The 25,254-nt window shown below is 71.5% G+C and carries 21 protein-coding genes and 1 pseudogene; 15 read left to right on the top strand and 7 right to left on the bottom strand.

The features are described 5' to 3' along the window. A pseudogene (locus tag ABWI04_RS32750) lies at positions 1 to 228 on the top strand (cysteine--1-D-myo-inosityl 2-amino-2-deoxy-alpha-D-glucopyranoside ligase); the annotation flags it as partial. Between the two features lie 231 nt (positions 229 to 459). On the opposite strand, the gene ABWI04_RS32745 reads toward ABWI04_RS32750, so the two are convergent. Further along, positions 460 to 1,302, bottom strand: a complete 843-nt coding sequence (locus tag ABWI04_RS32745; protein WP_345182974.1) for a PAC2 family protein — start codon at positions 1,300 to 1,302, stop codon at positions 460 to 462. A 203-nt stretch (positions 1,303 to 1,505) separates the two neighbouring features. Further along, positions 1,506 to 1,967 carry a universal stress protein gene (locus ABWI04_RS32740; protein WP_345182975.1) on the bottom strand — a complete coding sequence of 154 codons (462 nt, stop codon included), beginning with the start codon at positions 1,965 to 1,967 and terminating at the stop codon, positions 1,506 to 1,508. Positions 1,968 to 2,149: 182 nt separating this feature from the next. On the opposite strand from ABWI04_RS32740, the gene ABWI04_RS32735 reads away from it, so the two are divergent. The 7 genes from ABWI04_RS32735 to ABWI04_RS32705 all read left to right on the top strand — a co-directional run bounded on the left by ABWI04_RS32735 (position 2,150) and on the right by ABWI04_RS32705 (position 10,022). Beyond that, a complete protein-coding gene (locus tag ABWI04_RS32735) occupies positions 2,150 to 2,806 on the top strand; it encodes an HAD family hydrolase (RefSeq protein WP_345182976.1) in 657 nt (218 codons plus the stop codon). A gap of 207 nt (positions 2,807 to 3,013) precedes the next feature. Continuing rightward, positions 3,014 to 3,442 carry a hypothetical protein gene (locus ABWI04_RS32730; RefSeq protein ID WP_345182977.1) on the top strand — a complete coding sequence of 143 codons (429 nt, stop codon included), beginning with the start codon at positions 3,014 to 3,016 and terminating at the stop codon, positions 3,440 to 3,442. Between the two features lie 430 nt (positions 3,443 to 3,872). Beyond that, positions 3,873 to 4,865, top strand: coding sequence for an ABC transporter permease (locus tag ABWI04_RS32725; RefSeq protein ID WP_345182978.1), 993 nt, complete (start codon positions 3,873 to 3,875; stop codon positions 4,863 to 4,865). Between the two features lie 53 nt (positions 4,866 to 4,918). Next, a complete protein-coding gene (locus tag ABWI04_RS32720) occupies positions 4,919 to 6,673 on the top strand; it encodes an ABC transporter substrate-binding protein (RefSeq protein WP_353834835.1) in 1,755 nt (584 codons plus the stop codon). A gap of 105 nt (positions 6,674 to 6,778) precedes the next feature. Then, positions 6,779 to 7,792: an ABC transporter permease gene (locus tag ABWI04_RS32715; RefSeq protein ID WP_345182980.1), complete on the top strand. Its 1,014-nt coding sequence runs from the start codon at positions 6,779 to 6,781 to the stop codon at positions 7,790 to 7,792. Further along, complete coding sequence (locus ABWI04_RS32710; RefSeq protein WP_345182981.1) at positions 7,792 to 8,859, top strand: ABC transporter ATP-binding protein; 1,068 nt, start codon at positions 7,792 to 7,794, stop codon at positions 8,857 to 8,859. Before ABWI04_RS32715 ends, ABWI04_RS32710 begins: the two co-directional genes overlap by 1 nt. A 23-nt stretch (positions 8,860 to 8,882) precedes the next feature. Continuing rightward, positions 8,883 to 10,022 carry an ABC transporter ATP-binding protein gene (locus ABWI04_RS32705; protein ID WP_378187611.1) on the top strand — a complete coding sequence of 380 codons (1,140 nt, stop codon included), beginning with the start codon at positions 8,883 to 8,885 and terminating at the stop codon, positions 10,020 to 10,022. 100 nt (positions 10,023 to 10,122) lie between these two features. Here the strand turns inward: ABWI04_RS32705 and ABWI04_RS32700 are convergent, their stop codons facing one another. The 5 genes from ABWI04_RS32700 to ABWI04_RS32680 all read right to left on the bottom strand — a co-directional run bounded on the left by ABWI04_RS32700 (position 10,123) and on the right by ABWI04_RS32680 (position 16,818). Continuing rightward, entirely contained in the window at positions 10,123 to 12,624 is a 2,502-nt protein-coding gene (locus ABWI04_RS32700) for an ABC transporter permease (RefSeq protein WP_353834834.1), read from the bottom strand. Then, complete coding sequence (locus tag ABWI04_RS32695) at positions 12,621 to 13,451, bottom strand: ABC transporter ATP-binding protein (protein ID WP_345182984.1); 831 nt, start codon at positions 13,449 to 13,451, stop codon at positions 12,621 to 12,623. The genes ABWI04_RS32700 and ABWI04_RS32695 overlap by 4 nt, the downstream gene beginning before the upstream one ends. 240 nt (positions 13,452 to 13,691) lie before the next feature. Continuing rightward, positions 13,692 to 14,372: a response regulator gene (locus ABWI04_RS32690; RefSeq protein ID WP_345182985.1), complete on the bottom strand. Its 681-nt coding sequence runs from the start codon at positions 14,370 to 14,372 to the stop codon at positions 13,692 to 13,694. A 109-nt stretch (positions 14,373 to 14,481) separates the two neighbouring features. After that, positions 14,482 to 15,705: a sensor histidine kinase gene (locus tag ABWI04_RS32685; protein WP_345182986.1), complete on the bottom strand. Its 1,224-nt coding sequence runs from the start codon at positions 15,703 to 15,705 to the stop codon at positions 14,482 to 14,484. Positions 15,706 to 15,801: 96 nt separating this feature from the next. Continuing rightward, positions 15,802 to 16,818: a RecB family exonuclease gene (locus tag ABWI04_RS32680; RefSeq protein WP_353834833.1), complete on the bottom strand. Its 1,017-nt coding sequence runs from the start codon at positions 16,816 to 16,818 to the stop codon at positions 15,802 to 15,804. Between the two features lie 100 nt (positions 16,819 to 16,918). Between ABWI04_RS32680 and ABWI04_RS32675 the strand changes: the two genes are divergently transcribed. The 7 genes from ABWI04_RS32675 to prcA all read left to right on the top strand — a co-directional run bounded on the left by ABWI04_RS32675 (position 16,919) and on the right by prcA (position 25,196). Then, positions 16,919 to 18,097, top strand: a complete 1,179-nt coding sequence (locus ABWI04_RS32675; RefSeq protein WP_345182989.1) for a site-2 protease family protein — start codon at positions 16,919 to 16,921, stop codon at positions 18,095 to 18,097. A 62-nt stretch (positions 18,098 to 18,159) separates the two neighbouring features. Next, the gene (locus ABWI04_RS32670; RefSeq protein ID WP_345182990.1) at positions 18,160 to 19,140 is read left to right on the top strand and encodes a tRNA (adenine-N1)-methyltransferase; all 981 of its coding nucleotides are present in this window, start codon (positions 18,160 to 18,162) and stop codon (positions 19,138 to 19,140) included. A 245-nt stretch (positions 19,141 to 19,385) separates the two neighbouring features. After that, positions 19,386 to 21,149, top strand: coding sequence for a proteasome ATPase (gene arc / locus ABWI04_RS32665; protein WP_345182991.1), 1,764 nt, complete (start codon positions 19,386 to 19,388; stop codon positions 21,147 to 21,149). A 131-nt stretch (positions 21,150 to 21,280) separates the two neighbouring features. Continuing rightward, complete coding sequence (gene dop / locus ABWI04_RS32660) at positions 21,281 to 22,798, top strand: depupylase/deamidase Dop (protein WP_345182992.1); 1,518 nt, start codon at positions 21,281 to 21,283, stop codon at positions 22,796 to 22,798. Positions 22,799 to 23,076: 278 nt separating this feature from the next. Next, entirely contained in the window at positions 23,077 to 23,286 is a 210-nt protein-coding gene (locus ABWI04_RS32655) for a ubiquitin-like protein Pup (protein WP_021593619.1), read from the top strand. Between the two features lie 284 nt (positions 23,287 to 23,570). Continuing rightward, positions 23,571 to 24,416 carry a proteasome subunit beta gene (gene prcB / locus ABWI04_RS32650; RefSeq protein ID WP_345182993.1) on the top strand — a complete coding sequence of 282 codons (846 nt, stop codon included), beginning with the start codon at positions 23,571 to 23,573 and terminating at the stop codon, positions 24,414 to 24,416. Between the two features lie 21 nt (positions 24,417 to 24,437). Beyond that, the gene (gene prcA, locus ABWI04_RS32645; RefSeq protein WP_353834836.1) at positions 24,438 to 25,196 is read left to right on the top strand and encodes a proteasome subunit alpha; all 759 of its coding nucleotides are present in this window, start codon (positions 24,438 to 24,440) and stop codon (positions 25,194 to 25,196) included. Positions 25,197 to 25,254 lie beyond the last annotated feature (58 nt).

Here is a 25,254-nt window from a genome sequence, read left to right as displayed (position 1 = left end):
GACGAGGCGGCCGCCCGCCTCGGCCGCTGGCGCGCCGCGGCGGCCCGCCCGTCCGGCCCGCCCGCCGCCCCGCTGGCCGCCGCGGTCCGCGAGGGCCTGGCCGACGACCTGGACACTCCCGCCGCGCTGGCGGCCGTGGACGCCTGGGCCTCCGCCGACGGCGACGACGAGGCGGCGCCGGCCCAGGCCGCCGCCGTCGTCGACGCCCTCCTCGGCATCGCGCTCTGACCGGCGGCGTCCGGCCTCGTCCCGCGCCGGTAGGCCCGCCACGGCGGGCTCGCCGGCGTGCTCAGAGCCGGGGAAGGGGCCGCGGCGCGCTCACCGGCACCGGACACCGGCGGTCCGCGGGACGGTGGACGTCGTGATCAGCGCACTCCACGGCGTGCGCGCGGAGCCGCCGGGGATGCGGGAGGCGCCGCCGGGGATGCGAGAGGCCGGGGCGCGCCCCGACCCGCGCGATCAGCCCGGGTCGCGGCGGCGCAGGTAGCGCTCGAACTCGCGGGCGATGGCGTCGCCGCTCGCCTCGGGCAGCTCCGTGGCGTCCTTCTGCTCCTCCAGCGTGCGGACGTACTCGGCGACCTCCGAGTCCTCCTCGGCGAGCTCGTTGACGCCGTGCTCCCAGGCGCGGGCCTCCTCGGGAAGCTCGCCGAGCGGGACGGTGACGTCGAGGAGGTCCTCCACGCGGCGCAGCAGCGCGAGGGTCGCCTTGGGGGAGGGCGGCTGGGCGACGTAGTGGGGGACGGCCGCCCACAGCGACACGGTGTCGAGGTCGGCCTTGGCGCAGGCGTCCTGGAGCACGCCGAGGATGCCGGTCGGCCCCTCGTAGCGGGCCGGCTCCAGGTTCAGGGTGTTGACCAGGCCGGCCTCGGACGCGGCGCCGGTGACCGGCACCGGCCGGGTGTGGGGGGCGTCGGCGAGCAGCGCGCCGAGCAGCACGACGTTGCGGATCTCCAGCTCCAGCATCAGCCCGACCAGCTCGCGGCAGAACGACCGCCACCGCATGTTGGGCTCGATGCCGTGCAGCAGCACGACGTCCTTGCCGTTGGGGAGCCGCGCCCACGACACGCGGGTCGTCGGCCAGGTGATGCCGCGGGTCTCGCCGTCGGCCATCTCGACGATGGGGCGGGTGACCTGGAAGTCGTAGTAGTCGTCCGGATCGAGCTCGGCGATGGGCACCGCCTCCCAGGTCGACTCCAGATGCGCGATCACCCCGCTGGCGGCCTCCCCGGCGTCGTTCCACCCCTCAAAGGCGGCCACGAGCACCGGATCGACGAGTTCCGGCACGCTTTCGAGCTCGACCACGCGCTGCCTCCTTTCGACGCCCAGGTACAGCGTCACCGACGGGGGCCGTCATTCCCGGGGGTCGGGGGCCCCGCTCATGATCGGTGGCTGTCAGCCTACGTCCTGACGGTGACGTACCCCACCCCTCCGGAGGCCAGACCCCGCCCTGTACGCCCGCGGCGGAACCCGGGTCACGATCGGGTCACCGGCGGCGGGGACGGGCGTCACTTGCCGCGCGGAGTGGTGTGCACGATGAGCACGTCGCAGGGGGCGCGGTGCGACAGGTTCGCCGGCACGGAGCCGAGGATGCGGCCCGCGAGGCTGTTGAGCCCCCGGTTGCCGATCACCATGAGGTCCACGGGGCGCTCCTTGGCCAGCTTCGACAGCACGTCCACGGCGTCGCCCTCGACGGCCTCCTGCTCGATGGCGGTGGCGCCGGCGGCGACGGCCCGCTCCCGCGCGGCCCGCAGCGCGTCGTCGGCGGGCGTGGACCCCTGCACCTTGTAGGCCAGGTCGCCGAGCCGGTCGGCGGCGCTGGCGCGCTCGCGCTCCGGCATGGGGCTGTAGGCGGAGGCGAGCAGGAGGGTGGCGCCCGTGGCGGCGGCCAGCTGCGCGGCCCTGTCGACCGCGCGGAACGAGGAGTCGGAGCCGTCGGTGCCGACGAGGATGGTGCGGTACGCGCTCATGCCGTTCCTTACCCGTTGGTAGTCAACTGCTGGCACGTTATCGGTCCGGTGTCCCATCCGTCACCGTCTCTTTGCACACCCCGTCCAAGAGGCGCCGGCCCCCGGCGGGGGACTGGCCGGAGTGTCCCTTGATCGCATAGATAGGGTGGTTTCTCCGGCCCGGACGACCCGTGGGGAGAGTTGTGACTGGTGGCGGCCCGCACGCCGTGCTTTTCGACATGGACGGCCTGCTCATCGACTCCGAGAGCGTCTGGCTGGAGGTGGAGTCGGAGGTCATGGCGTGGCTCGGCGGCGAGTGGACCCCCGCCCACCAGGAGCGGCTGGTCGGCGGCTCCCTCTACCTCGCCGTCGACTACATGCTGGAGCTGACCGGGGCGGACGCCCCGCGCGAGGAGGTCGGCCGGCGGATGCTGGACGGCATGGCCGAGCGGCTCGGCGCCTGCGTCCCGATGATGCCCGGCGCCAAGGACCTGCTCGCCGAGATCCGCGCCGCCGGGGTGACGGCGGCCCTGGTGTCCTCCAGCCACCGGCGGCTGATCGAGCCGGTGCTGGACGCCGTCGGCCGCGAGCACTTCGCGCTCAGCGTCGCCGGGGACGAGGTCGCCCGGACCAAGCCCCATCCCGAGCCGTACCTGACCGCCGCCGCCCGGCTCGGCGCCGACCCCGCGCGCTGCGTGGTCCTGGAGGACTCCCCGAACGGCGTCGCGGCGGCGGAGGCGGCGGGCTGCGTCACCGTCGCCGTCCCCGGCCTCCTGCCCATCCCGCCCGCGCCGGGGCGGACGGTGGTCGCCTCGCTGCGCGAGGTCGACCTGGCGCGGCTGCGTTCGCTGGTCGCCTGACCCGGCGCCTCGGCCGTCCCGCGGCCGGGCCGTTGTCCGGCCGTGACCTGATACGCGGGAGCCGGTACCCCGGGGGCGGTCCCTAGGGGACGGGTCCCGCCGCAGGAGGAGACGGCGGCGGGCGCAAACCGTCCGCCAGAAGGAGCAGGTCCGGCGGTTCGCGTGTGACGATGGGAAGAGCACCGCCGCACGGAATGAGGGGCCGGCATGAGCGACGCAGCCATATTCGCGATCAGTCTCGGGGTGACCCTGGTCGGGCTGGTGATCAGCTGGGGCGCCTACCGCCGCCGGGGCGCGGGCACCGGGCTGCGCGGCGCGGCCCTGTCGCTGGTGCCGCTGGCGGCGGCGTTGACGGGCGTGACCGAGTTCTTCGTCGACCTGGCGTTCAGCCCGGTGAAGTGGGCGGGCGTCGCGGTGGCGGGGCTGGCCGTGCTTCTTTACCTGGCGTCCGGGGCGATGCTGAGCCGCCGCGGGGGCGCCGACGACGGCCGCGCCGCCGCAAAGTCCGGCGACGGCCGCCGCTCGGCGGGTCGCGCCGGCAAGCCCGGGCGGGGCGTCGAGGGCCCCGCGCCGGGCGGCGGCGACCCGGAGATGGCGGAGATCGAGAAGATCCTCCGCGACCGCGGCATCTCCTGACGCCGCGGGGCCCGCACGCGTCGTGACGGCGGGCCGGGACGTCCCTGACGGGGCGTCCCGGCCCGCCGTTTCTGCGCGTCCCCGCCCTGACCTGCGGACGATCAGTCTCAGATCGGACTCAGTACGGTAAAGCTTGCCGTTCCCGACCCGTGTGGAGTTGCCGGGCACGTCTGGGCTGAACGTACTATTCGGGCGATTTGTCCAACGTGGTGCGTGGACGCATGTTGCCCAGATGACGACGAGATCACAAGTCAGATACGGGTACTTCCGAAGCACGCCTCACGGATGGACAGTCGTGCCCGAAGGACTACGTTTCCCTTCAGCAAACGCGGCGTAACGGGCACGGGGGGCAGCGGATGATCTCCGCGACCGCCGGTCACTCGCCGGCGGCAGGGCCGAACCAGTGGCCGGACGGTAGGAGGTATCGAGCGTGGCCGCACCCATAGAGGTGACCGGGTCCGACAGCGAGGCGCAGCCAGAGGCTGTCCTCGCCGGCGTCGACAGGAAGAAGATCCAAGGACGCTCGCTCGGGCAGATCGCCTGGATGCGGCTGAAGCGGGACAAGGTCGCTCTGACCGGCGCGGTCATCGTGCTCGTGCTGATCCTGATCGCGATCTTCGGGCCGTACTTCGTGCAGGACCCTCTGACGTACCACCAGAACCTGATCGACCCGACCTACAACCGGCCGAAGTCGGGGATCTGGCACACGGGCATCAGCGGCGACCACCTGCTGGGCGTGGAGCCCGGCACCGGCCGCGACCTGCTGGCCCGCATCGTGCACGGAGCCCGGATCTCGCTCCTGGTCTCGTTCCTGGCCACCCTGCTGTCGGTGGTCATCGGGACGGTCATGGGCATCGTGGCCGGCTACTTCGGCGGCTGGGTCGACTACCTGATCAGCCGGGCCATGGACGCCTTCCTGGCGTTCCCGCTGCTGCTGTTCGCGATCGCCCTGGTCGGCGTCGTCTCCGACGGCGCGTTCGGGATGAACGGCAACGGGCTGCGGATCTCGGTGCTGGTCGTGGTCATCGGCTTCTTCAACTGGCCCTACATCGGCCGCATCATCCGCGGCCAGACGCTGTCGCTGCGCGAGCGCGAGTTCGTCGACGCCGCGCGCAGCCTGGGAGCCCGCAACTCCTACGTGCTCTTCAAGGAGATCCTGCCGAACCTGGTCGCCCCGATCCTGGTCTACTCGACCCTGCTGATCCCGACCAACATCCTGTTCGAGGCGGCGCTGTCGTTCCTCGGCGTCGGAGTGATCCCGCCGACGCCCTCGTGGGGCGCCATGCTGACGCTCGCGGTTCCGATCTACTCCTCGGACCCCGCGTACATGATCATCCCTGGTATGGCCATCTTCATCACCGTCCTCGCCTTCAACCTCTTCGGTGACGGGCTGCGGGACGCTCTCGACCCTCGGGCCAAGTGACTCGGGTTCAACCGACCCGTCTAATTGAAGGGGTGCGCCTGCACATGAACAAGATGAGACCATTTGCGGTCTTCGCGGCCGGTGTGGTCGCGGCCGCAGGGCTCGCCGCCTGCGGCGGCGGTGAATCCGGAGGCTCGGGGAGCGGGCCCGGGTACAACGCCGGCGTGAACGAGGTCGTCAACAAGTCGGACAAGAAGGGCGGCACGCTCAAGCTGGCCGACTCCGACGACTGGGACTCGCCGGACCCGGGCAACACCTACTACGCCTTCTCGCAGAACTTCGCCCGTCTCTACGGCCGCGGCCTGACCACGGCCAAGGCCGCGGCGGGCAAGGCGAGCCTCGAGATCGTCCCTGACCTGGCCACCGACATGGGCCAGTCCAGCGACGGCGGCAAGACCTGGACGTACAAGCTGCGGACCGGCGTCAAGTACGACGACGGCACCACGGTCACGTCCAAGGACGTCAAGTACGCGATCGAGCGCAGCAACTACACCAAGGAGCTGCAGCTCGGGCCGAAGTACTTCAAGCAGTACCTCGTCGACAACAAGCCCGCCTACAAGGGCCCGTACGAGGACAAGAGCGACGAGGGTCTGAAGTCCATCGAGACCCCCGACGACCAGACGATCGTCTTCCACCTGAACGAGCCGTTCCAGGAGTTCGACTACCTGGTCTCGATGTCGCAGTCGATCCCTGTGCCGAAGGCCAAGGACACCGGCACGAAGTACGAGTCCGCGATCGTCTCCAGCGGGCCGTACAAGATCGACAACTACACGCGCGGCAAGTCCATGTCGCTGTCGCGCAACCCGAACTGGAACCAGAGCACCGACCCGCTCCGCAAGGCGCTGCCGGACAAGATCGAAGTCCAGATCAAGCAGAACGCGGACGACATCGACCAGCGGATGCTGGCCGGCGCGCTGGACATGGACATCACCGGCGTCGGCGTCCAGGCCGGGACCCAGCCGAAGGTGCTGACCCCCGAGCAGAAGCCGTACGTCGACAACCCCGTCCAGGGCTTCCTGCGGTTCATGTCGCTGAACGTGAACGTCAAGCCGCTCGACAACATCCACTGCCGGACGGCCGTGCAGTACGCGACCGACAAGGTCGCCGCGCAGACCGCCTACGGAGGCCCGCTGGCCGGCGGCGACATCGCCACCACCGTGCTGCCCCCGTCGGTGGACGGCTACACCAAGTTCGACCTGTACCCGCAGAAGCAGGCCGAGGGCGGCGGTCTCGACCAGGCCACGCTCGCCAAGGCCAAGTCGGAGCTGCAGGCGTGCGGCCAGCCGAACGGCTTCAGCACCAAGATCTCGGCGCGGTCGGACCGGCCGAAGGAAGTCGCGATGGCCGAGGCGATCCAGCAGAGCCTCGCCAAGGTCGGCATCAAGGTCAGCATCGTCCAGTTCCCGGCCGGCGACTACTTCAACAAGTACGTCGGCGTGCCGAAGTACGTTCACGACCACGGCATCGGCATGATGATCATGGCGTGGGCGGCCGACTGGCCCACCGGCTACGGCTTCCTCTCGCAGATCGTGCACGGTGCGGCGATCAAGCCGTCGGGCGGCAACAACCTCGCCGAGCTCAACGACCCGAAGGTCAACAAGGGCCTCGACGACGCGATCTCCAACGGTGACAAGGCTTCGCGTCTGAAGGCCTATGGTGAGGTCGACAAGGCGGTCATGGCGACCGCCGCCGAGGTGCCGCTGATCTACGCCAAGGCCCTGATGTACCGGCCGAAGCGCGTGACGAACGCCGGCATCACGTACTACTACGGCGGAATGTACGACTACCTCAACATGGGCGTGGAGTGACACTCCGCTTCGTCCGTGCGTCCAGCTGAAGGCAGGTGAAGGCGACGCCCGCCGGCCGTGCCGGGACCCACAGGTCCCGCCGGCCGGCGGGTCGGGCCGAGCATTGTGTTCGCATACATCATCCGGCGCCTCATCGGTGCCGTCGTCATGTTGCTGCTGGTCAGCATGGTGACCTTCGGCATCTTCTTCTGGTTGCCCAAGATCGCCGGGCAGACGACCGACCAGATCGCGGCGTCCTACGTGGGCAAGGCGCCGACCGCCGAGGCCATCCAGGACACCAAGGAGCGGCTCGGCCTCGACAAGCCGGTCGTGGTGCAGTACGGCAACTACGTCAAGGCCATCGTCGTCGGCAAGGACTACAAGGCCGGCCCCGTGACCGACCACTGCCCCGCGCCGTGCCTCGGCTACTCGTTCCGCAGCAGCCAGCCGGTGCTGGAGACGCTGGTCGACCGGGCCCCGGCGACCCTGTCGCTGGCACTCGGCGCCGCGCTCGTCTGGCTCGTGGGCGGCATCGCCACCGGGGTGCTGTCGGCGTTGCGCAGAGGCTCGCTCTGGGACCGGACAGCGATGATCATCGCGCTGAGCGGCGTGTCGCTGCCCATCTACTTCACCGGCCTGGTCTCGCTCGCGCTGTTCTCCTACACACTCAAGATCTTCCCGGGCGGCGGCAGCTACACCCCGTTCACCTCCAATCCGGTGAGCTGGTTCCAGGCGCTGGTCCTGCCCTGGGTGACGCTCGCGTTCCTCTACGCCGCGATGTACGCGCGGCTCACCAGAGCGGGCATGCTGGAGACGATGAACGAGGACTACATCCGCACCGCCCGCGCCAAGGGCCTGTCGGAGGGAACGGTCGTCACCAAGCACGCGCTGCGCGCCTCGCTGACGCCGATCCTCACCATCTTCGGCCTCGACCTCGGCCTGCTGCTCGGCGGCGCGGTCCTGACGGAGAACACCTTCGGCATCCCGGGGCTGGGCCAGCTGGCGATCAGCTCGATCCGGGGCGGCGACCTGCCCATGGTGCTCGGCGTGACCCTGCTCACGGCGACCTCCATCATCGTGATCAACCTGATCGTCGACATGATGTACGCGATCGTCGACCCGAGAGTGAGGCTTGGCTGATGACCGGCACCGCGCCCGCCGCGGAGACCGCGGGCACCGGCGAGGCCCCGAGCGCGTTCCTCGAGGTCCGCGACCTCAAGATCCACTTCCCGACGGACGACGGCCTGGTCAAGTCCGTCGACGGCCTGTCGTTCCAGCTGGAGCGCGGCCGCACGCTCGGGATCGTGGGCGAGTCGGGCTCCGGCAAGAGCGTGACCAGCCTCGGCATCCTCGGCCTGCACAACCGGCGCAACGCCGACGTGTCCGGGGAGATCTGGCTGAACGGCAAGGAGCTCGTCGGCGCCTCGCAGGCCGAGGTGCGCCGGCTCCGCGGCCGCGACATGGCGATGATCTTCCAGGACCCGCTGTCGTCGATGCACCCCTTCTACACGGTCGGCCACCAGATCATCGAGGCCTACCGGGTGCACAACGACGTGTCCAAGTCGGTGGCCCGCAAGCACGCCATCGACATGCTCGGCAAGGTCGGCATCCCCAAGCCGGACAAGCGGGTGGACGACTACCCGCACCAGTTCTCCGGCGGCATGCGGCAGCGCGCGATGATCGCGATGGCCCTCTCCTGCGACCCCGAGCTGCTGATCGCCGACGAGCCGACGACGGCGCTGGACGTGACCGTCCAGGCGCAGATCCTTGACCTGATCCGGGACCTGCAGCAGGAGTTCAACTCCGCGGTCATCATGATCACCCACGACCTCGGGGTGGTCGCCGAGCTGTCCGACGACATCCTGGTGATGTACGCGGGCCGCGCGGTGGAGTACGCCTCCGTCGACGACGCCTTCCACCAGCCGCTGCACCCCTACACCTGGGGGCTGCTCGGCTCGATGCCGAGGCTGGACCGGGAGCGCACGGAGCGGCTGATGCCGATCGTGGGGTCGCCGCCGAGCCTGATCAACGTGCCGTCGGGCTGCGCGTTCCATCCGCGCTGCCCCTACAGTGACCTCAACGGGGACAAGAGCACGACCGAGCGGCCCGACCTGATCGAGGCCGAACCCGGCCACAAGGTGGCGTGCCATCTCCCGCTGGAGAAGAAGCGGCAGATCTGGAACGACGAGATCCGGGCGAAGCTGTGACGAGCACGGGTGGGAACGAGACTGTGAACACTACGAAGACCCCGGCCGACGAGACCCGTCCGGCCGCGGAGACCCGCCCCGTGCGGGACGGCGAGCCGCTGCTGGAGGTGGACAACCTCGGCAAGCACTTCCCCGTCACCGCGGGGCTGCTGCGCCGGCAGGTCGCGGCGGTCAAGGCCGTCGACGGCGTGTCGTTCTCGGTCCGCAAGGGCGAGACGCTCGGGCTGGTGGGCGAGTCGGGCTGCGGCAAGTCCACCACCGGCCGGATGATCATGCGGCTGCTGGACCCGAGCTTCGGCAAGATCACCTTTGAGGGCCAGGACATCACCACGATGTCGCAGGGGCGGCTCCGGCCGCTCCGCCGCGACATCCAGATGATCTTCCAGGACCCGTACTCGTCGCTGAACCCGCGCAAGACGGTCGGCGCGATCGTCGGGGCGCCCTTCCGGCTGCAGAACATCGAGGCCAAGCAGGGCGTCAAGAAGGCCGTCCAGGAGATCCTGGAGCTGGTCGGGCTGAACCCCGAGCACTACAACCGCTACCCGCACGAGTTCTCCGGCGGTCAGCGGCAGCGCATCGGCATCGCCCGCACCCTGGCCCTCAAGCCGAAGCTGATCGTCGCGGACGAGCCGGTGTCGGCGCTGGACGTGTCGGTGCAGGCGCAGGTCGTCAACCTGCTGGAGGACCTGCAGAACGAGCTCGACCTCACCTACGTGGTGATCGCGCACGACCTGTCGGTCGTCCGGCACATCTCCGACCGCGTCGCCGTCATGTACCTCGGCAAGATCGTCGAGGTGGCGGACCGGGCGGACCTGTACGAGCGGCCCATGCACCCCTACACCAACGCGCTGCTGTCGGCGGTGCCGATCCCCGACCCGAGCGAGCGCGGGGACCGCAAGCGGATCCGGCTGCAGGGCGACGTGCCGAGCCCGCTCGACCCGCCGCCCGCCTGCCGCTTCCACACCCGCTGCTGGAAGGCGCAGGACATCTGCAAGCAGGTCGAGCCGCCGCTGGTGGAGCTCAGCCCGGGCCACCAGGCGGCCTGCCACTTCCCGGAGAACACCACGGTCAGCGCGACCGACGCGGTCGCCAAGGCCGCGGTGGCGCCGGCCGCGCCGGCCGCCGACCCGGTTCCTGCCGACGGCACGGACTCCGTGGAGTAGCGCCGCCAGGCGTGCCCCGTGCATGGGGCGCGCGCCGTGCACGCGGAAAGGCCCGGCCCCCGCCAGGGGGACCGGGCCTTTCCGCGTTGCCGGCCGTCGGCTACTCGGTGGAGATGGCCTTCAGGACGTCCATGCGGCCCGCGCGCCACGCGGGCCAGAGGGCCGCCAGCACGCCGATGACCGCGGCGACCACCAGGTAGATCCCCAGGGTCCCGTACGGCACGGCGAGGACTCCGAGGCCCTTGTCCGCGAGGGCGTTCTGCAGCGCCGCGCCGAACGCCACCCCGATGCCCATGCCGAGCACCGCGCCGAAGACCGCGATCATGATCGACTCCAGCCGGACCATGCGGCGCAGCTGCCGCCGGGAGATCCCGATCGCGCGCAGCAGCCCGATCTCCCGGGTCCGCTCGATGACCGACAGGGCCAGGGTGTTGACCACCCCGACCGCCGCGATGATGACGGACATCACCAGCAGAATCGTCAGGAACGTCACGAACCCGTCGACCTGCTTGCGGGCGTCGGCCTTCAGCGACGCCTGGTCGGACACCTTCAGGTTCGGGTAGTCCTTCAGCGACGACTCCAGCGCGCCCTTCGTCGCCGCCGACGGCGCCGAGGCGTCCACCACGACCGTGGTCACGGTCGGCTTGAGGGTGTGCCGCAGGTGCGCCTGCGGGGAGATGAGGCGGGGGCCGATCAGATCGCTCTTGGCGTACACGCCCGCCAGCCTGAGCTGTTCGGTGCGCCCGTCGGCGAACTGCACCGGGACCGCCGCCCCGACCTTCCACCCGCGGGCCTTCGCGGTGTCCTCGTCCACCATGATCCCGGCGTCGCCGATGCCGGTGCCGCCGGAGGTGACCTTCAGCCTGGCGGCCTTGGCGATCACCGCCGCGTCGCCGGACATGTACCACGCCTTCTTGTTCTCGATCTTGGCGTTGCCCTCGTAGGTGGGGGACGCGGAGGCCACCCCGGGCGTCGTCCGGATCCGCTGGGCGGCCTCGGCGGTGATGCCGCCCGCGCCCTGCACCTCGACGAGGTAGTCGGCGCCGAACTGCGCGTCGACCTGCTCGTCGACCGAGGCCCGCATCGTCGCGCCCAGCACGTTCACCGTGGTGATCAGCGCGAGGCCGATCATCAGCGCCGCGGCCGTCGCGGCGGTGCGGCGCGGGTTGCGCAGCGCGTTCTGCCGCGCGAGGCGCCCGGGCGGGCCCATCAGCCGCGCGAACGGCGCGCCGAGCACCTTCATCACCGGCACGCTGATCACCGGGGCGAGCATGGCGACGCCGATGAAGACCGCGAACGCGCCCACGCCGACCGGGACCACCGGGTTGCCGCCGCCGCCGGCGAGGCCGACGGCGATGAGCCCCGCGCCCACGAGGGTGAGCAGGGAGCCGAGCGCGATCCGGATCCGCAGCGACCGCTGGGGCAGCGCGACGTCGTCGCGCATCGCCGCCACCGGCGGGATCTTCGCGGCGCGGCGGGCCGGGAAGTAGGCCGACACGACCGTCACCACGATGCCCACCGCGTACGACGAGATCACCGGGGTCGCGGTGAAGGTCAGCCCGCCCTGCCCGGCGTCGCCCATCTGCGTCTGCAGCAGGGAGGCCAGGCCCGCGCCGGCCGCGAGGCCGAGGGTGGAGCCGACCACCCCGACCGCGACGGCCTCGCCGATCACCGCCCGCGTCACCTGGCCGCGGGCCGCGCCGATGGCGCGCAGCAGCGCCAGCTCGCGGGTCCGCTGCGCGACCAGCATCGAGAACGTGTTGAAGATGATGAACGACCCGACGAAGATCGAGATCAGCGCGAACACGAGCAGGAAAGTGCGGAAGAAGTCCATCATCGCGGCGATGTCGCTCTTGGACTCCTCGCGGAGCTTCTCGCCGGTGACGGCCTCCAGGTTCTGCGGCAGCGCCTTGGCGACCCGGTCGCGCAGCTCGTTCTGGGACGGACCGGTGGAGCCCATCTCGATGTCGCTGAAGTAACCGGGCTTCAGCATCAGCCGCTGCGCGGTCGGGGTGTCGAATCCGGTGAGCGTCGCGCCCATCAGGTTCCCGGCGTCGACCAGCCCGACGATCCGCATGCGCGCGGGCGGCCCGGCGGTGAGGACCCGGGTGGTGTCGCCGACCGCGAGCCTGCCCTTCTCCGCGGTCCTGGCGTCGATGACGACCTCGTCGGGTCCCTGCGGGGCGCGGCCCGACGCCAGGTCGTAGGTCCCGCCCGTCGACCAGTTCGTCCCGATCTGGGGCGGACCCTCCTGCGCGGTCCCGACGATCTTGCCGTCCTTGCCGACGACGGCCGCGTACCCGTTGACGTTGCCCTGGGGGTCCTTGACGCCGTCGATGCCCTGCAGGGTCTTCAGCACGGTCGCCGGGACCGGCTGCGCCGCCGCCCCGTCGTCGTCGCCCTCGACGACCTTCTTGGCGCGCACGTCGACGGCCACGTTCGTGCCGATCCGGCTGAACAGGTCGTCGAACTGCTTGTTCATGCTGTCGGTGAAGATCAGCGTGCCGGCCACGAACGCGACGCCGAGGATCACCGCGACGGCCGTCAGCACCAGCCTGATCTTGTGCGCCGCGAGGTTGCGGAGCGTGACCTTGCCCATCATCGCGCCGACACCCCGGAACCGGCCGCGCCCGCGGGACGGGTGTTGTGGCCGCCGGCGTCGAAGCCCTTCATGCGCTCCAGCACCCGCTCGGCGGTCGGCTCGGTCATCGTGTCGACGATCTGCCCGTCGGACAGGAACAGCACCTGGTCGGCGTAGGCGGCCGCGGACGGGTCGTGGGTGACCATCACGATGGTCTGCCCCATCCGCCGCACGGAGTCGCGCAGGAAGCCGAGGACCTCGGCGCCCGCGCGCGAGTCCAGGTTCCCCGTCGGCTCGTCCGCGAAGATGATCTCCGGGCGGGACGCCAGGGCGCGGGCGCACGCCACCCGCTGCTGCTGGCCGCCCGACAGCTCGGTGGGACGGTGCTTGAGCCGCGGCCGCAGCCCCACCGTGTCGACCACCGCGTCCAGCCACTCCTGGTCGGGCTTGCGGCCCGCGATGTCCATCGGCAGCGTGATGTTCTCCAGCGCGGTCAGGGTCGGCACCAGGTTGAACGCCTGGAAGATGAAGCCGATCTTGTCGCGGCGCAGCCGGGTGAGCTGCTTGTCCTTGAGCCGGGTCAGCTCGGTGTCGCCGATGTAGACCTGCCCGGAGTCCACCGAGTCCAGCCCCGCCATGCAGTGCATCAGGGTGGACTTGCCGGATCCGGAGGGGCCCATGATCGCGGTGAACCGGCCGCGGGGGATGCCGACGGTGACCCCGTCGAGCGCGACGACCTGGGCGTCGCCGCGCCCGTACACCTTCGCGATCTGCTGGGTTCGAGCGGCGAAGTCGCCCGCCCCGGGCGCGTGCTCCGCGCCGGCGGTCGATGGGGCGGTGTTCGTCACGTGTACTCCCGTGGGTGAGTGAGCAGGAATGCGTCCGGACCGCGCCGTGCCCCCGGCGATCCGACTCACAAAACCCTAGAAGCCGAACAAACCGGTTTCCTGGACCCCAGGAACGGACTTGTCCGTCCACCCACGGCAGGAGAAGCCCCTCCACCGTCGTCCTACCGGAGTAGGCCTCCGCCGACGAAAGTCAGGGGCGCCTCAGGGGCCGACCCCGAAACCGGCCCCCCGGCCCGCGCGTCAGCTCTGGCCGGGCCTGCTCAGCCCCGTCTCGTACGCGTACACCACGGCCTGGACGCGGTCGCGCAGGCCCAGCTTGGCCAGGACGTTCCCCACGTGCGTCTTCACCGTCGTCTCGCTCACCACGAGCTCCGCCGCGATCTCGGCGTTGGACTGGCCGCGGGCCACGTGCGAGAGCACCTCGCGCTCGCGCTCGGTGAGGGTGTCCAGCCCGGGCGGCGGCGCCGCGTCCCGGACGGCCGGCAGCCGGCTGGCGAACTTGTCCAGCAGGCGCCGCGTCACCGACGGCGCCACGATCGCGTCGCCCGCCGCCACGATGCGGATCGCCTGCACCAGGTCCTCGGGCGGGGAGTCCTTGAGCAGGAACCCGCTGGCGCCCGCCCGGACCGCCTCGATGACGTACTCGTCCAGGTCGAACGTCGTCAGGATCAGCACCCGGGGGTCGTGCGAGGCCGCGCCCTCCCGGATGATCCGGCGGGTCGCCTCGATGCCGTCCACCCCCGGCATCCGGATGTCCATCAGCACCACGTCCGGCAGCAGCGACCGGGTCAGCTCCACCGCCACCGCGCCGTCCCCGGCCTCCCCGACGACGGCGATGTCGGCCTCCGCCTCCAGGATGAGCCGGAACCCCGTCCGCAGCAGCGGCTGGTCGTCGACCAGCAGGACCCGCACCGTGGTCATCGGGCCACCACCGCAGGCCGCCGTCCCGGACCGTTCATCGTCGCGCTCCTCGCCTCACCGGACCGCCGCGTCCGCGGCGCTCCTGCCCCAACCTACGGCCTCGCACGGCTCACGGCTCCAGCGGGAACCGGGCCCGCACGCCGAATCCGCCGCCGACCCTCGGCCCGATCTTCAACTCGCCACCGTACAGCGCGACCCGCTCGTACATCCCGACCAGACCGTGCCCGGGGTTGTCCCCGTGGTCGGCCATGAACGTCGCGGTCCCGCGCCCGTCGTCCTCGATCTCCACCGTCAGGTCGCTGTCGCCGTAGTACAGCCGCACCCAGGCCCGCGCCTGCGGCCCCGCGTGCTTGAGCGTGTTCGTCAGCGCCTCCTGGATCAGCCGGAAGGCGGCCACGTCCACGCCCGGGGACGGCGGACGCGCCTCGCCCTCCATCCACAGCTGCACGGACAGGCCCGTCTCCCGCACGTGCTCCAGCAGCTCGCCGAGGTCGCCGAGGCCCGGCTGCGGCGCCAGCTCCCGGCCCGCCCGCTCGGAGTCGCGGTCCGTGCGCAGGACGCCGACGATCCGCCGCATCTCGCTCAGCGCGGTCCGCCCGACCTCCTCGATCGTCGACATCGCCTCGCGCGCGCTGCCGGGGTCCCGGTCGATGATCCGCCGCGCGGCGCCGGCCTGCACGGTCATCACGCTCACGTGGTGCGCCACGACGTCGTGCAGCTCCCGCGCGATCCGGGACCGCTCCTCGACGCGCGCGGCCCGCGCGTCGGTTCCGCGCGCCCGCTCCAGCCGGGCGGCCCGGTCCTCCAGCTCGGCGAAGTACGCCCGGCGCAGCCGCAGGTTGCGGCCCAGCACCCACACGCCGATCACCAGCGCGCAGTCGGTGATCAGTACCTCCGGCGCCATCGAGATCGGCAGGACCAGCAGGTAGGCGAGGAAGTAGACGAACGCCGTCGCGCCGCCGAGCGCGCTCTGCGCCAGCCCCCGGTGCGCCGCCACGCTGTAGACGGCCACGAGGAACGCCACCACGTCCGGCACCGACGGCGGATAGTGGGCCACCGCCATCACTAGCTCGCCGCCGATGATGAACAGCAGCACCGGCATCGGATGGCGGCGGCGCCACGTCAGCGCCATCGTCACGATGGTGACCACCAGGCCGTCCCAGATGTCCGGCGACCGGAACTGATCGTAGCCGTGGCCGGCGGGCAGCTCCTCGAGGAAGAGCTGAGGCAGCCCCACCGCCAGGAGGCCCAGCGCGAGCAACGCGTCGGCCGCCATCGGGCGCGCGTGCAGCCAGGCGCGGACGGCGTGGAGACCACGGATGCGGGGTGACACGACACTCACCCTAGGAGGCCGCAGCAGGTCCCGAGCCCTCCTGCACGCGGATCCGCGGTCCTCCCCAAGGATGACCCGGCCGCGCCGGGGGCGGCACTAGAGATCGTCGTGCTCCCGCGCCCCCGCACCGGCGCGCGCGTCCGCCCGCCGTGCCTCCTCCAGGTCGGCGGGGGAGGGGCGGTCGACCGGCGCCGCGGGCAGCGGCGGGGGAGTGCCGCCGAACTCCGGGCAGCGCTCCTTGTGGTCGCACCAGTCGCACAGCCGCCCCGTGCGCGCCCGCCACTCACCGGTGTCCATCGCCCGGCGGATCGCCTGCCACAGCGCCTCCACCTTGCGCTGCGTGGCGCGCAGGTCGGCCTCGTCCGGCTCGTAGCGCAGGATCTCGCCATTGCCCAGGTACATCAGCTGCAGCAGCCGCGGTACCCGGCCCCGCAGCCGCCACAGCACCAGCGCGTAGAACTTCATCTGGAACAGGGCCCGCGCCTCGAAGTCGGCCCGCGGCGCCGTCCCGGTCTTGTAGTCCACGATCCGCACGTCGCCGCTGGGCGCCACGTCGACGCGGTCGATGTACCCGCGCAGCTTCAGCCCCGAGTCGAGGACCGTCTCCACGAACAGCTCGCGCTCGGCCGGCTCCAGCCGGCGCGGGTCCTCGAGGGAGAAGTACCGCTCCACCATCCGGCGCGCCTGCCCCAGCCACTCGGCGTGCTCGGCCTCGCCGCCGTCGCCGCCGAACAGCTCCGCCAGCTCCGGCTCGGCCTCCAGCAGCCGGTCCCACTCCGGCGCCAGCATCTCCAGCGCCGCCTCCGGCGTGCGCGCCCCGGTCGGCAGGTCGAACAGCCGCTCCAGCACGGCGTGCACCAGCGTGCCCCGCACGGCCGCGGCGCTCGGCCGCTCCGGGATCCGGTCGATCACCCGGAACCGGTACAGCAGCGGGCACGTCATGAAGTCGCCCGCCCGCGACGGCGACAGCGACCCGACCACGACCGGCGCGTCCCCCGCGCCTCCGCCCGACTCGCCCGTGCGCGCGGGCGGCACCGACGCCCCGCCCCCGGCTCCGATCCCTCCCGGCTCGATGCCACCCGCCTCGGTGCTGCCCGCCTCGGTCGTCGTCATGGCACAGCAGCGTAGGTGACACCCCCGACGGAAATCCCGCACCGCCGCCGCGCGCCCGGCGGGGGACCGGCACCACCGCCGGGGCCGTAGCATCGGTGGCGTGACACACAGCGCGCCCCCGACCGAGGACAGGACCCCGGCCGGCGGCCGCGGTCCCGACGACCGCCCCGCACGCCCCGGCCTGCTCATGGGCCGCCTGTTCGGCGTGCCCGTCTACGTCTCGCCCAGCTGGTTCCTGGTCGCGGTCCTCGTCACCGTCATGTTCGAGGGCCAGGTCGACGGCGTCGTCAGCCGCCCGCTCAGCTACCTCGTCGCCTTCACCTACGCCGTCCTGCTCTACGGCTCGGTGTTCGTCCACGAGCTGAGCCACGCCGTCACCGCGCGCGCCTTCGGCCTGCCCGTCCGCTCGGTCACCCTCCACATCCTCGGCGGGGAGACCTCCATCGAGCGCGAGGCCCCCACCCCCGGCCGCGAGTTCCTCATCGCCTTCGCCGGGCCGCTGGTCAACCTCGTCCTCGCCGGGCTCGGCCTGCTCGTCCACGCCGTCGTCCCCCTGCCCGACGTCGCGCTGCTGCTCGTCGAGGCCCTCACCTTCGCCAACCTCCTGGTCGGGCTGTTCAACCTGCTGCCCGGCCTCCCGCTGGACGGCGGCCGCCTCGTGCGCGCCGTCGTCTGGAAGGTCACCGGACGCAGCCGCAGCGGCGGCGTCTTCGCCGGCTGGGTGGGCCGCGGCGTCGCCATCGCCTGCCTCGTCGCCGGCGCCTACCTGGCCACCTACAACACCGGCGAGGGCGGCGGCATCGGCTGGCTCGCCCTGCTCTGGTCGGCCCTCGTCGCCTCGTTCATCTGGGTCGGCGCCACCCAGTCGATCCGCGCCGAGCGCGTCCGCGACCGCATCCCGCTGCTGTCGGCGCGCCGCCTCGCCCGCCGCGCCACCCTCGTCACCGCCGACGTCCCGCTCGCCGAGGCCGTCCGCCGCGCCCGCGAGGACCACGCCGGCGCCATCGTCATCGCCGACCACGACGGCCGGCCCCTCGGCCTGGTCAGCGAGAAGGCCGTCACCGCGACCCCCGAGCACCGCCGCCCCTGGGTCAGCGTGGGCGAGCTGTCGCGGGGCATCGACGACGGGCTGCAGCTGGCCGCCGACCTGTCCGGCGAGGAGCTCGTCGAGGCGCTGCGCCGCGCGCCCGCCTCGGAGTACCTGCTCGTGGAGCCCGACGGAGGCGTCTACGGCGTCCTCGCGGTCGCCGACGTCGACCGCGCCTTCGCCGGCATCTGACCGCCCCCGCGGGCCGCAGCGGCGGCCCGACCTGCCCGCGCGCGCCGCTAGCCTTGACCTCCATGAGCGAACCCCGACCCGACGGCCCCGCCCCCTCGCCCGGCCGCATCCCGCACGGCCCGTTCCGCCCCGGCGACCAGGTTCAGCTCACCGACCCCAAGGGCCGGATCAACACCATCACCCTCCAGCCCGGCAAGGTCTACCACTCGCACAAGGGCTCGATCCCGCACGACGAGATGATCGGCAGCCCCGAGGGGAGCGTCTTCCGGTCCAGCGGCGGCATCGAGTACCTGGCCTTCCGCCCGCTGCTCGCCGACTTCACCCTCCGCATGCCGCGCGGCGCCGCCGTCGTCTACCCCAAGGACGCCGCCCAGATCATCGCGATGGCCGACATCTTCCCGGGGGCCCGCGTCGTCGAGGCCGGCGCCGGGTCCGGGGCCCTCACCTGCTTCCTGCTGCGCGCCGTCGGCGAGCACGGCCTCGTCTCCTCCTACGAGCGCCGGCCCGACTTCGCCGACATCGCCCGCGCCAACGTCGAGAAGTTCTTCGGCGGGCCCCACCCCGCCTGGCGCCTCACCGTCGGCTCCCTGGAGGACGCCCTCGCCGAGACCGACGTCGACCGCGTCGTCCTCGACATGCTCGCGCCCTGGGAGACCCTCGACGCCGTCGCCAAGGCCCTCGTGCCCGGCGGCATGGTCTGCGCCTACATCGCCACCACCACCCAGATGTCGCGGGTCGTCGAGGACCTGCGCTCCCACGGCCGGTTCGCCGAGCCCTACGCCTTCGAGACCATGCTGCGCTCCTGGCACGTCGACGGGCTCGCCGTCCGCCCCGACCACCGCATGGTCGGCCACACCGGCTTCCTCGTCACCGCGCGCCGCCTCGCCGACGGCGTGACCCCGCCCGCCCGGCGCCGCCGCCCCGCGAAGGGCGCCCATCCCGCGCCCGGCGACGCCGCGCCCCCGTCCGGGGCCGCTTCCGGAGCCGCTTCCGAGGTCGCCCCCGCCCCGGACGCCGCGCCCGGGGTCCCGGCCGAGGCCTAGATCACATTCCTCCGGCGCCCCGCCACCGGACTCGGCAAACGCCGTGCCACGACACGCCCGGCGTGCCGAACCCGCAGGTCCGGACGTCGTAAGGGCTCGACCCGCGCCACCTCCACGGGACCCCTGCCAACCCTCCCGGAAGACCCCCGCACGACACGAACACCGAATGGGCAGGTTACGGAAGCCCTCCAGATAGGTAGGGTCTCAGTAGGTCGTCGGCTCTCTTCGTGAGGAGGTGGCGGGGCGTGGCCGCTCGTGACGATGCAGGGGCGCGCAGGGCGCAGCACGAAAAGGAGGTCAGGGACCTCCAGACGCAGATCTCCTTCCTGGAGGAGGAGATCTCCGTGCTGCGCCGCAAGCTCGCGGAGTCCCCGCGCCAAGTACGTGTGCTGGAAGAACGCCTCCATGAGGCACAGGCCAACCTGGCCGCCGTAACCGGTCAGAACGAGCGTCTCGTCGCGACCCTCAAAGAGGCTCGCGAACAGATCGTGGCGCTCAAGGAGGAGGTCGACAGGCTCGCACAACCACCCTCCGGGTTCGGCGTCTTCCTGGACGCCCGCGACGACGGAACGGTCGACATCTTCACCGGCGGGCGCAAGCTGCGCGTCAACGTCAGCCCGGCCGTCGACGTCGAGGAACTGCAGCGCGGCCAGGAGGTCATGCTCAACGAGGCCCTCAACGTCGTCGAGGCGCTGAGGTTCGAGGAGCAGGGCGAGGTCGTCATGCTCAAGGAGCTCTTCGACGACGGCGAGCGCGCCCTGGTCATCGCGCACGCCGACGAGGAGCGCGTGGTCAAGCTCGCCGAGCCGCTGCGCGGAGTCCCGCTGCGTGCGGGCGACTCCCTCATGCTCGAGCCGAGGTCCGGCTACGCCTACGAGAAGATCCACAAGGCGGAGGTCGAGGAGCTCGTCCTCGAAGAGGTCCCCGACATCTCCTACAACGAGATCGGCGGCCTCGGATCGCAGATCGAGATGATCCGCGACGCGGTGGAGCTGCCCTACCTGCACGCCGACCTGTTCCGCGAGCACCAGCTCCGGCCGCCCAAGGGCGTGCTGCTCTACGGTCCGCCCGGCTGCGGCAAGACGCTCATCGCCAAGGCCGTCGCGAACTCGCTCGCCAAGCAGGTCGCGGAGAAGACCGGCCAGGAGGGGAAGAGCTTCTTCCTCAACATCAAGGGCCCCGAGCTGCTGAACAAGTACGTCGGCGAGACCGAGCGGCACATCCGCCTGGTCTTCCAGCGGGCCCGCGAGAAGGCGTCCGCCGGGACCCCGGTCATCGTGTTCTTCGACGAGATGGACTCCATCTTCCGCACCCGCGGCTCGGGGGTCTCCTCCGACGTCGAGAACACCATCGTCCCTCAGCTGCTCAGCGAGATCGACGGCGTCGAGGGCCTGGAGAACGTCATCGTGATCGGCGCGTCCAACCGCGAGGACATGATCGACCCCGCGATCCTGCGGCCCGGCCGACTGGACGTCAAGATCAAGATCGAGCGGCCGGACGCCGAGGCCGCCAAGGACATCTTCTCCAAGTACATCCTGCACGGACTCCCGCTGCACCCCGACGACCTCAAGGAGCACGGCGGCTCCACCGAGGCCACCGTCGAGGCGATGATCCAGCGCACCGTCGAGCGGATGTACACCGAGAGCGAGGAGAACCGCTTCCTGGAGGTCACCTACGCCAACGGCGACAAGGAAGTCCTGTTCTTCAAGGACTTCAACTCCGGCGCGATGATCCAGAACATCGTCGACCGGGCCAAGAAGATGGCCATCAAGCAGTTCCTCGACACCGGCCAGAAGGGCCTGCGGGTCAGCCACCTGCTGGCCGCCTGCGTCGACGAGTTCAGTGAGAACGAGGACCTGCCCAACACCACCAACCCCGACGACTGGGCCCGCATCTCCGGCAAGAAGGGCGAGCGGATCGTCTACATCCGCACGCTGGTCTCCGGGACCAAGGGCTCCGAGGCCGGACGCTCCATCGACACCGTCGCCAACACCGGCCAGTACCTGTAGCCCCCGACGATGACGCACCCGCGCGGCGGCCCCCTGCACGCAGGGGCCGCCGCGCGGGCGTGCCGCGCCACGCGGGCCGCGAACAGCGGGCCCCATGGCTCCACTCTCCCGGCCCCGATAGGCTCGACGATATGAGTGTTCGGCGGGTGATGGGCATCGAGACCGAGTACGGCATCTCCGTACCCGGGCAGCCAGGGGCCAACGCGATGGTGACCTCCTCCCAGGTCGTCAACGCCTACCTGGCGGCGTCGGCGGCACGGGCCCGCAGGGCCCGCTGGGACTTCGAGGAGGAGAACCCCCTCCGGGACGCCCGCGGCTTCGACCTCGCCCGCGAGGTCGCCGACCCGACGCAGCTCACCGACGAGGACCTCGGCCTCGCCAACGTCATCCTCACCAACGGCGCCCGGCTGTACGTCGACCACGCCCACCCCGAGTACTCGGCGCCCGAGTGCACCAACCCGCTCGACGCCGTCATCTGGGACAAGGCGGGCGAGCGCGTGATGGCCGACGCCGCGCGCCGCGCCGCGCTCGTCCCCGGCACCCACCCCATCCAGCTCTACAAGAACAACACCGACAACAAGGGCGCCTCCTACGGCTGCCATGAGAACTACCTCATGCGCCGCGAGACGCCCTTCGCCGACATCGTCCGGCACCTCACCCCGTTCTTCGTCTCCCGCCAGGTCGTCTGCGGCGCAGGCCGCGTCGGCATCGGCGTGGACGGGCGCGGCGACGGCTTCCAGATCAGCCAGCGCGCCGACTTCTTCGAGGTGGAGGTGGGGCTGGAGACCACCCTCAAGCGGCCGATCATCAACACCCGCGACGAGCCGCACGCCGACCCCGAGAAGTACCGGCGGCTGCACGTCATCATCGGCGACGCCAACATGGCCGAGCTGTCCACCTACCTCAAGCTCGGCACCACCTCGATCGTCCTCGCCATGATCGAGGACGGCTTCCTCACCGTCGACCTCTCGGTCGACATGCCCGTCGCCGCGCTCAGGGCGGTCTCGCACGACCCGTCCTGCAAGCATCTGCTCACGCTGCGCGACGGCCGGAAGATGACGGCGGTCCAGCTCCAGATGGAGTACCTGGAGCAGTCGCGCAAGTACGTCGAGGACCGGTTCGGCGCGGACGTCGACGAGATGACCAGGGACGTCCTCGACCGCTGGGAGTCGGTCCTGCACCGCCTCGGCGACGACCCGATGCAGCTGTCCCGCGAGCTCGACTGGGTCGCCAAGCTGTCCCTGCTGGAGGGGTACCGCAGCCGCGACGGCCTCGACTGGTCCCATTCGCGCCTGCAGCTCGTCGACCTGCAGTACACCGACATCAGGCCCGACAAGGGCCTGTACAACCGCCTGGTGGAGCGCGGGCGCATCGACCGGGTCGTCACCGAGGCGCAGGTCGAGGCCGCCGTCGAGGACCCGCCCGAGGACACCCGGGCCTACTTCCGGGGCCGCTGCCTGCGCCAGTACGCCGAGTCCGTCGCCGCGGCCTCCTGGGACTCGGTCATCTTCGACGTCCCCGGCCGGGAGTCGCTGCAGCGCGTGCCCACCCTGGAGCCCCTGCGGGGCACCAAGCAGCACGTGGGCGCCCTGCTGGACCGCTGCCGCACCGCCGCGGACCTCGTGGCCACTTTGACCGGCCAGGGCTGAACCGCGGCGAGGGCGCGGCACACGCGCCCGGAGGGGCCCTCCGCGGCCCGGCTGGACGGCTGGACCGTCTGAGACGGCCGGCGCCGCCGCCGGTCCGGCCATGCCAGGTAACGGGCCGGTTTCGTGGAGGGATTGCCCGTTTCGCTGGGCGGTGGACCGGCGATAACCCGAGCATGCCCCCGGCCCCCGGGCGGAGACGGCGAAACGGACCCGAGAGTTCCGCGCACCGTCGAAGATCGGAGATAGGGTCGGAGGCACCGGCAGAGCGGAGGTACGGAATGGCCACGAAGGACACCGGCGGTCAGAAGCAGACCACCCGGCGCACGGAAGAGGTCGAGGAGACCGAGGCCACGACCACCGAGGACGTGCAGGAGCGCCAGGAGAAGCTCACCGACGACGTGGACTCGATCCTGGACGAAATAGACGAGGTGCTGGAAGAGAACGCCGAGGACTTCGTCCGCGCCTACATCCAAAAGGGCGGACAGTGAACCCCGAATCGGGCGGATCGGCCATGTAACGGAATCGCCGTTTCTCCGGGACGGAACTCCAACTTGACACGGCAGTGAGGACATGGGTGGGCCGCGGCGGCCCGCCCATGTTCGTGTGTTCGCGCCCGTGCGCGGCGCGCGTGGCGCGCGCGGCGGTTCGCCGTGGGCTGATCGGACCGGTGATCGGGCGGCATGCGCGCGGGCGACCTTGAACAGTAGGGTCGTAGAGTCCGCGCCGGTGAGATTGCCGAAGCCGGCGCAATGGTGGAGGGGAAGGGAGTCGCGTGGCGTCCCACGATTCGCACACCGGACGTCTGCCGGGGTTGTTCGCGAGCCCGGATACGTCGTCGTTCACGGAGTTCCTCGGGGCGTACTCCCCGGACCTGCTGCCCGGCCGGCGGACGCCGCCGTCCTCGCGGGCGGGCGAGGACATCCCGCACGGGACGACGATCGTCGCGGTCGGCTTCCCCGGCGGGGTGGTGATGGCGGGCGACCGGCGGGCGACGGCGGGCAACGTCATCGCGCAGCGCGACATCGAGAAGGTCTTCCGGGCCGACGAGTTCTCGGCGATCGCGATCGCCGGCACGGCCGGGATCGGGATCGAGATGGTCCGGCTGTTCCAGGTCGAGCTGGAGCACTACGAGAAGCGCGAGGGCCGGACGCTGTCGGTCGAGGGCAAGGCCAACCGCCTGGCGACGATGGTCCGGCAGAACCTCGGGATGGCGATGCAGGGCCTGGCGGTGGTGCCGCTGTTCGCGGGCTACGACGAGGAGCGGGACGAGGGGCGGATCTTCTCCTACGACCCGGCGGGCGGCCGCTACGAGGAGCGCGACTTCCACTCGATCGGCTCGGGGTCGGTCTTCGCGCGCGGCGCCCTGAAGAAGCTCTACCGGCCCGACCTGTCGGCGGAGGACGCGGCGCTGGTGTGCGTCCAGTCGCTGTACGACGCGGCCGACGACGACTCGGCGACGGGCGGGCCCGACCTGACGCGCCGGATCTTCCCGGTGGTGGCGTCGGTGACGGCGGACGGGTACCGCCGGCTCGGCGAGGACGAGGTGGGCGCGCTGGCGCAGGCCGTCGTCGACGCACGTTACGACTCGCCGGGCGGTCCGACCGCCCCGCTGCGATAGAAGGGATCCAGACCGGTGTCCATGCCGTTCTACGTGTCGCCCGAACAGCAGATGAAGGACAAGGCGGACTACGCGCGCAAGGGCATCTCGCGCGGCCGCAGTGTCGTGGTGCTGCAGTACGACGACGGCATCCTGTTCGTGGCGGACAACCCGTCGCGGGCGCTGCACAAGATCAGTGAGATCTACGACCGGATCGCGTTCGCGGCGGTGGGGAAGTACAACGAGTTCGAGAACCTGCGGCTCGGGGGCGTCCGCTACGCCGACATCAACGGCTACCAGTACGACCGCCGCGACGTGACGGCGCGCGGCCTGGCGAACGTGTACGCGCAGTCGCTCGGCACGATCTTCACCGAGACCAACAAGCCGTACGAGGTGGAGCTGGTCGTCGCGGAGGTGGGCGAGGACGCCGACACCGACCAGATCTACCGGCTGACGTTCGACGGCTCGGTCGCCGACGAGCACGGCTACGTCGCCATGGGCGGGCAGGCCGAGGCGGTGGCGCAGTCGCTGAAGGACGGCTACCGCGAGGGCTCCTCGCTGGAGGACGCCCTGCGCACGGCGGTGCGGGCGCTGGAGGCCCAGGACTCCGACCGGCACCTGGAGGCCACCTCGCTGGAGGTCGCGGTCCTCGACCGCAACCGCGAGCACCGGCTGTTCAAGCGGCTGTCCGCGGCGCGCATCGGGGATCTGCTGGCGGCGCAGGACTCCGGCCCCGGCATCACCTCCGGCGGCGAGGACGCCTCCGGCGGGACGGGCTCCACCGGAGCGGACGAGGACTGACGTTGCCCGTGCGCGTGCATGGATGCGACGGGCGCGGTTGGCCGACGGGGACGCCGCT

It is taken from the genome of Actinomadura sp. NPDC000929 (assembly GCF_040492065.1).
GTDB classification, from domain to species: Bacteria; Actinomycetota; Actinomycetes; order Streptosporangiales; family Streptosporangiaceae; genus Spirillospora; species Spirillospora verrucosospora.
This window is presented reverse-complemented; position numbering and strand designations above follow the sequence as displayed.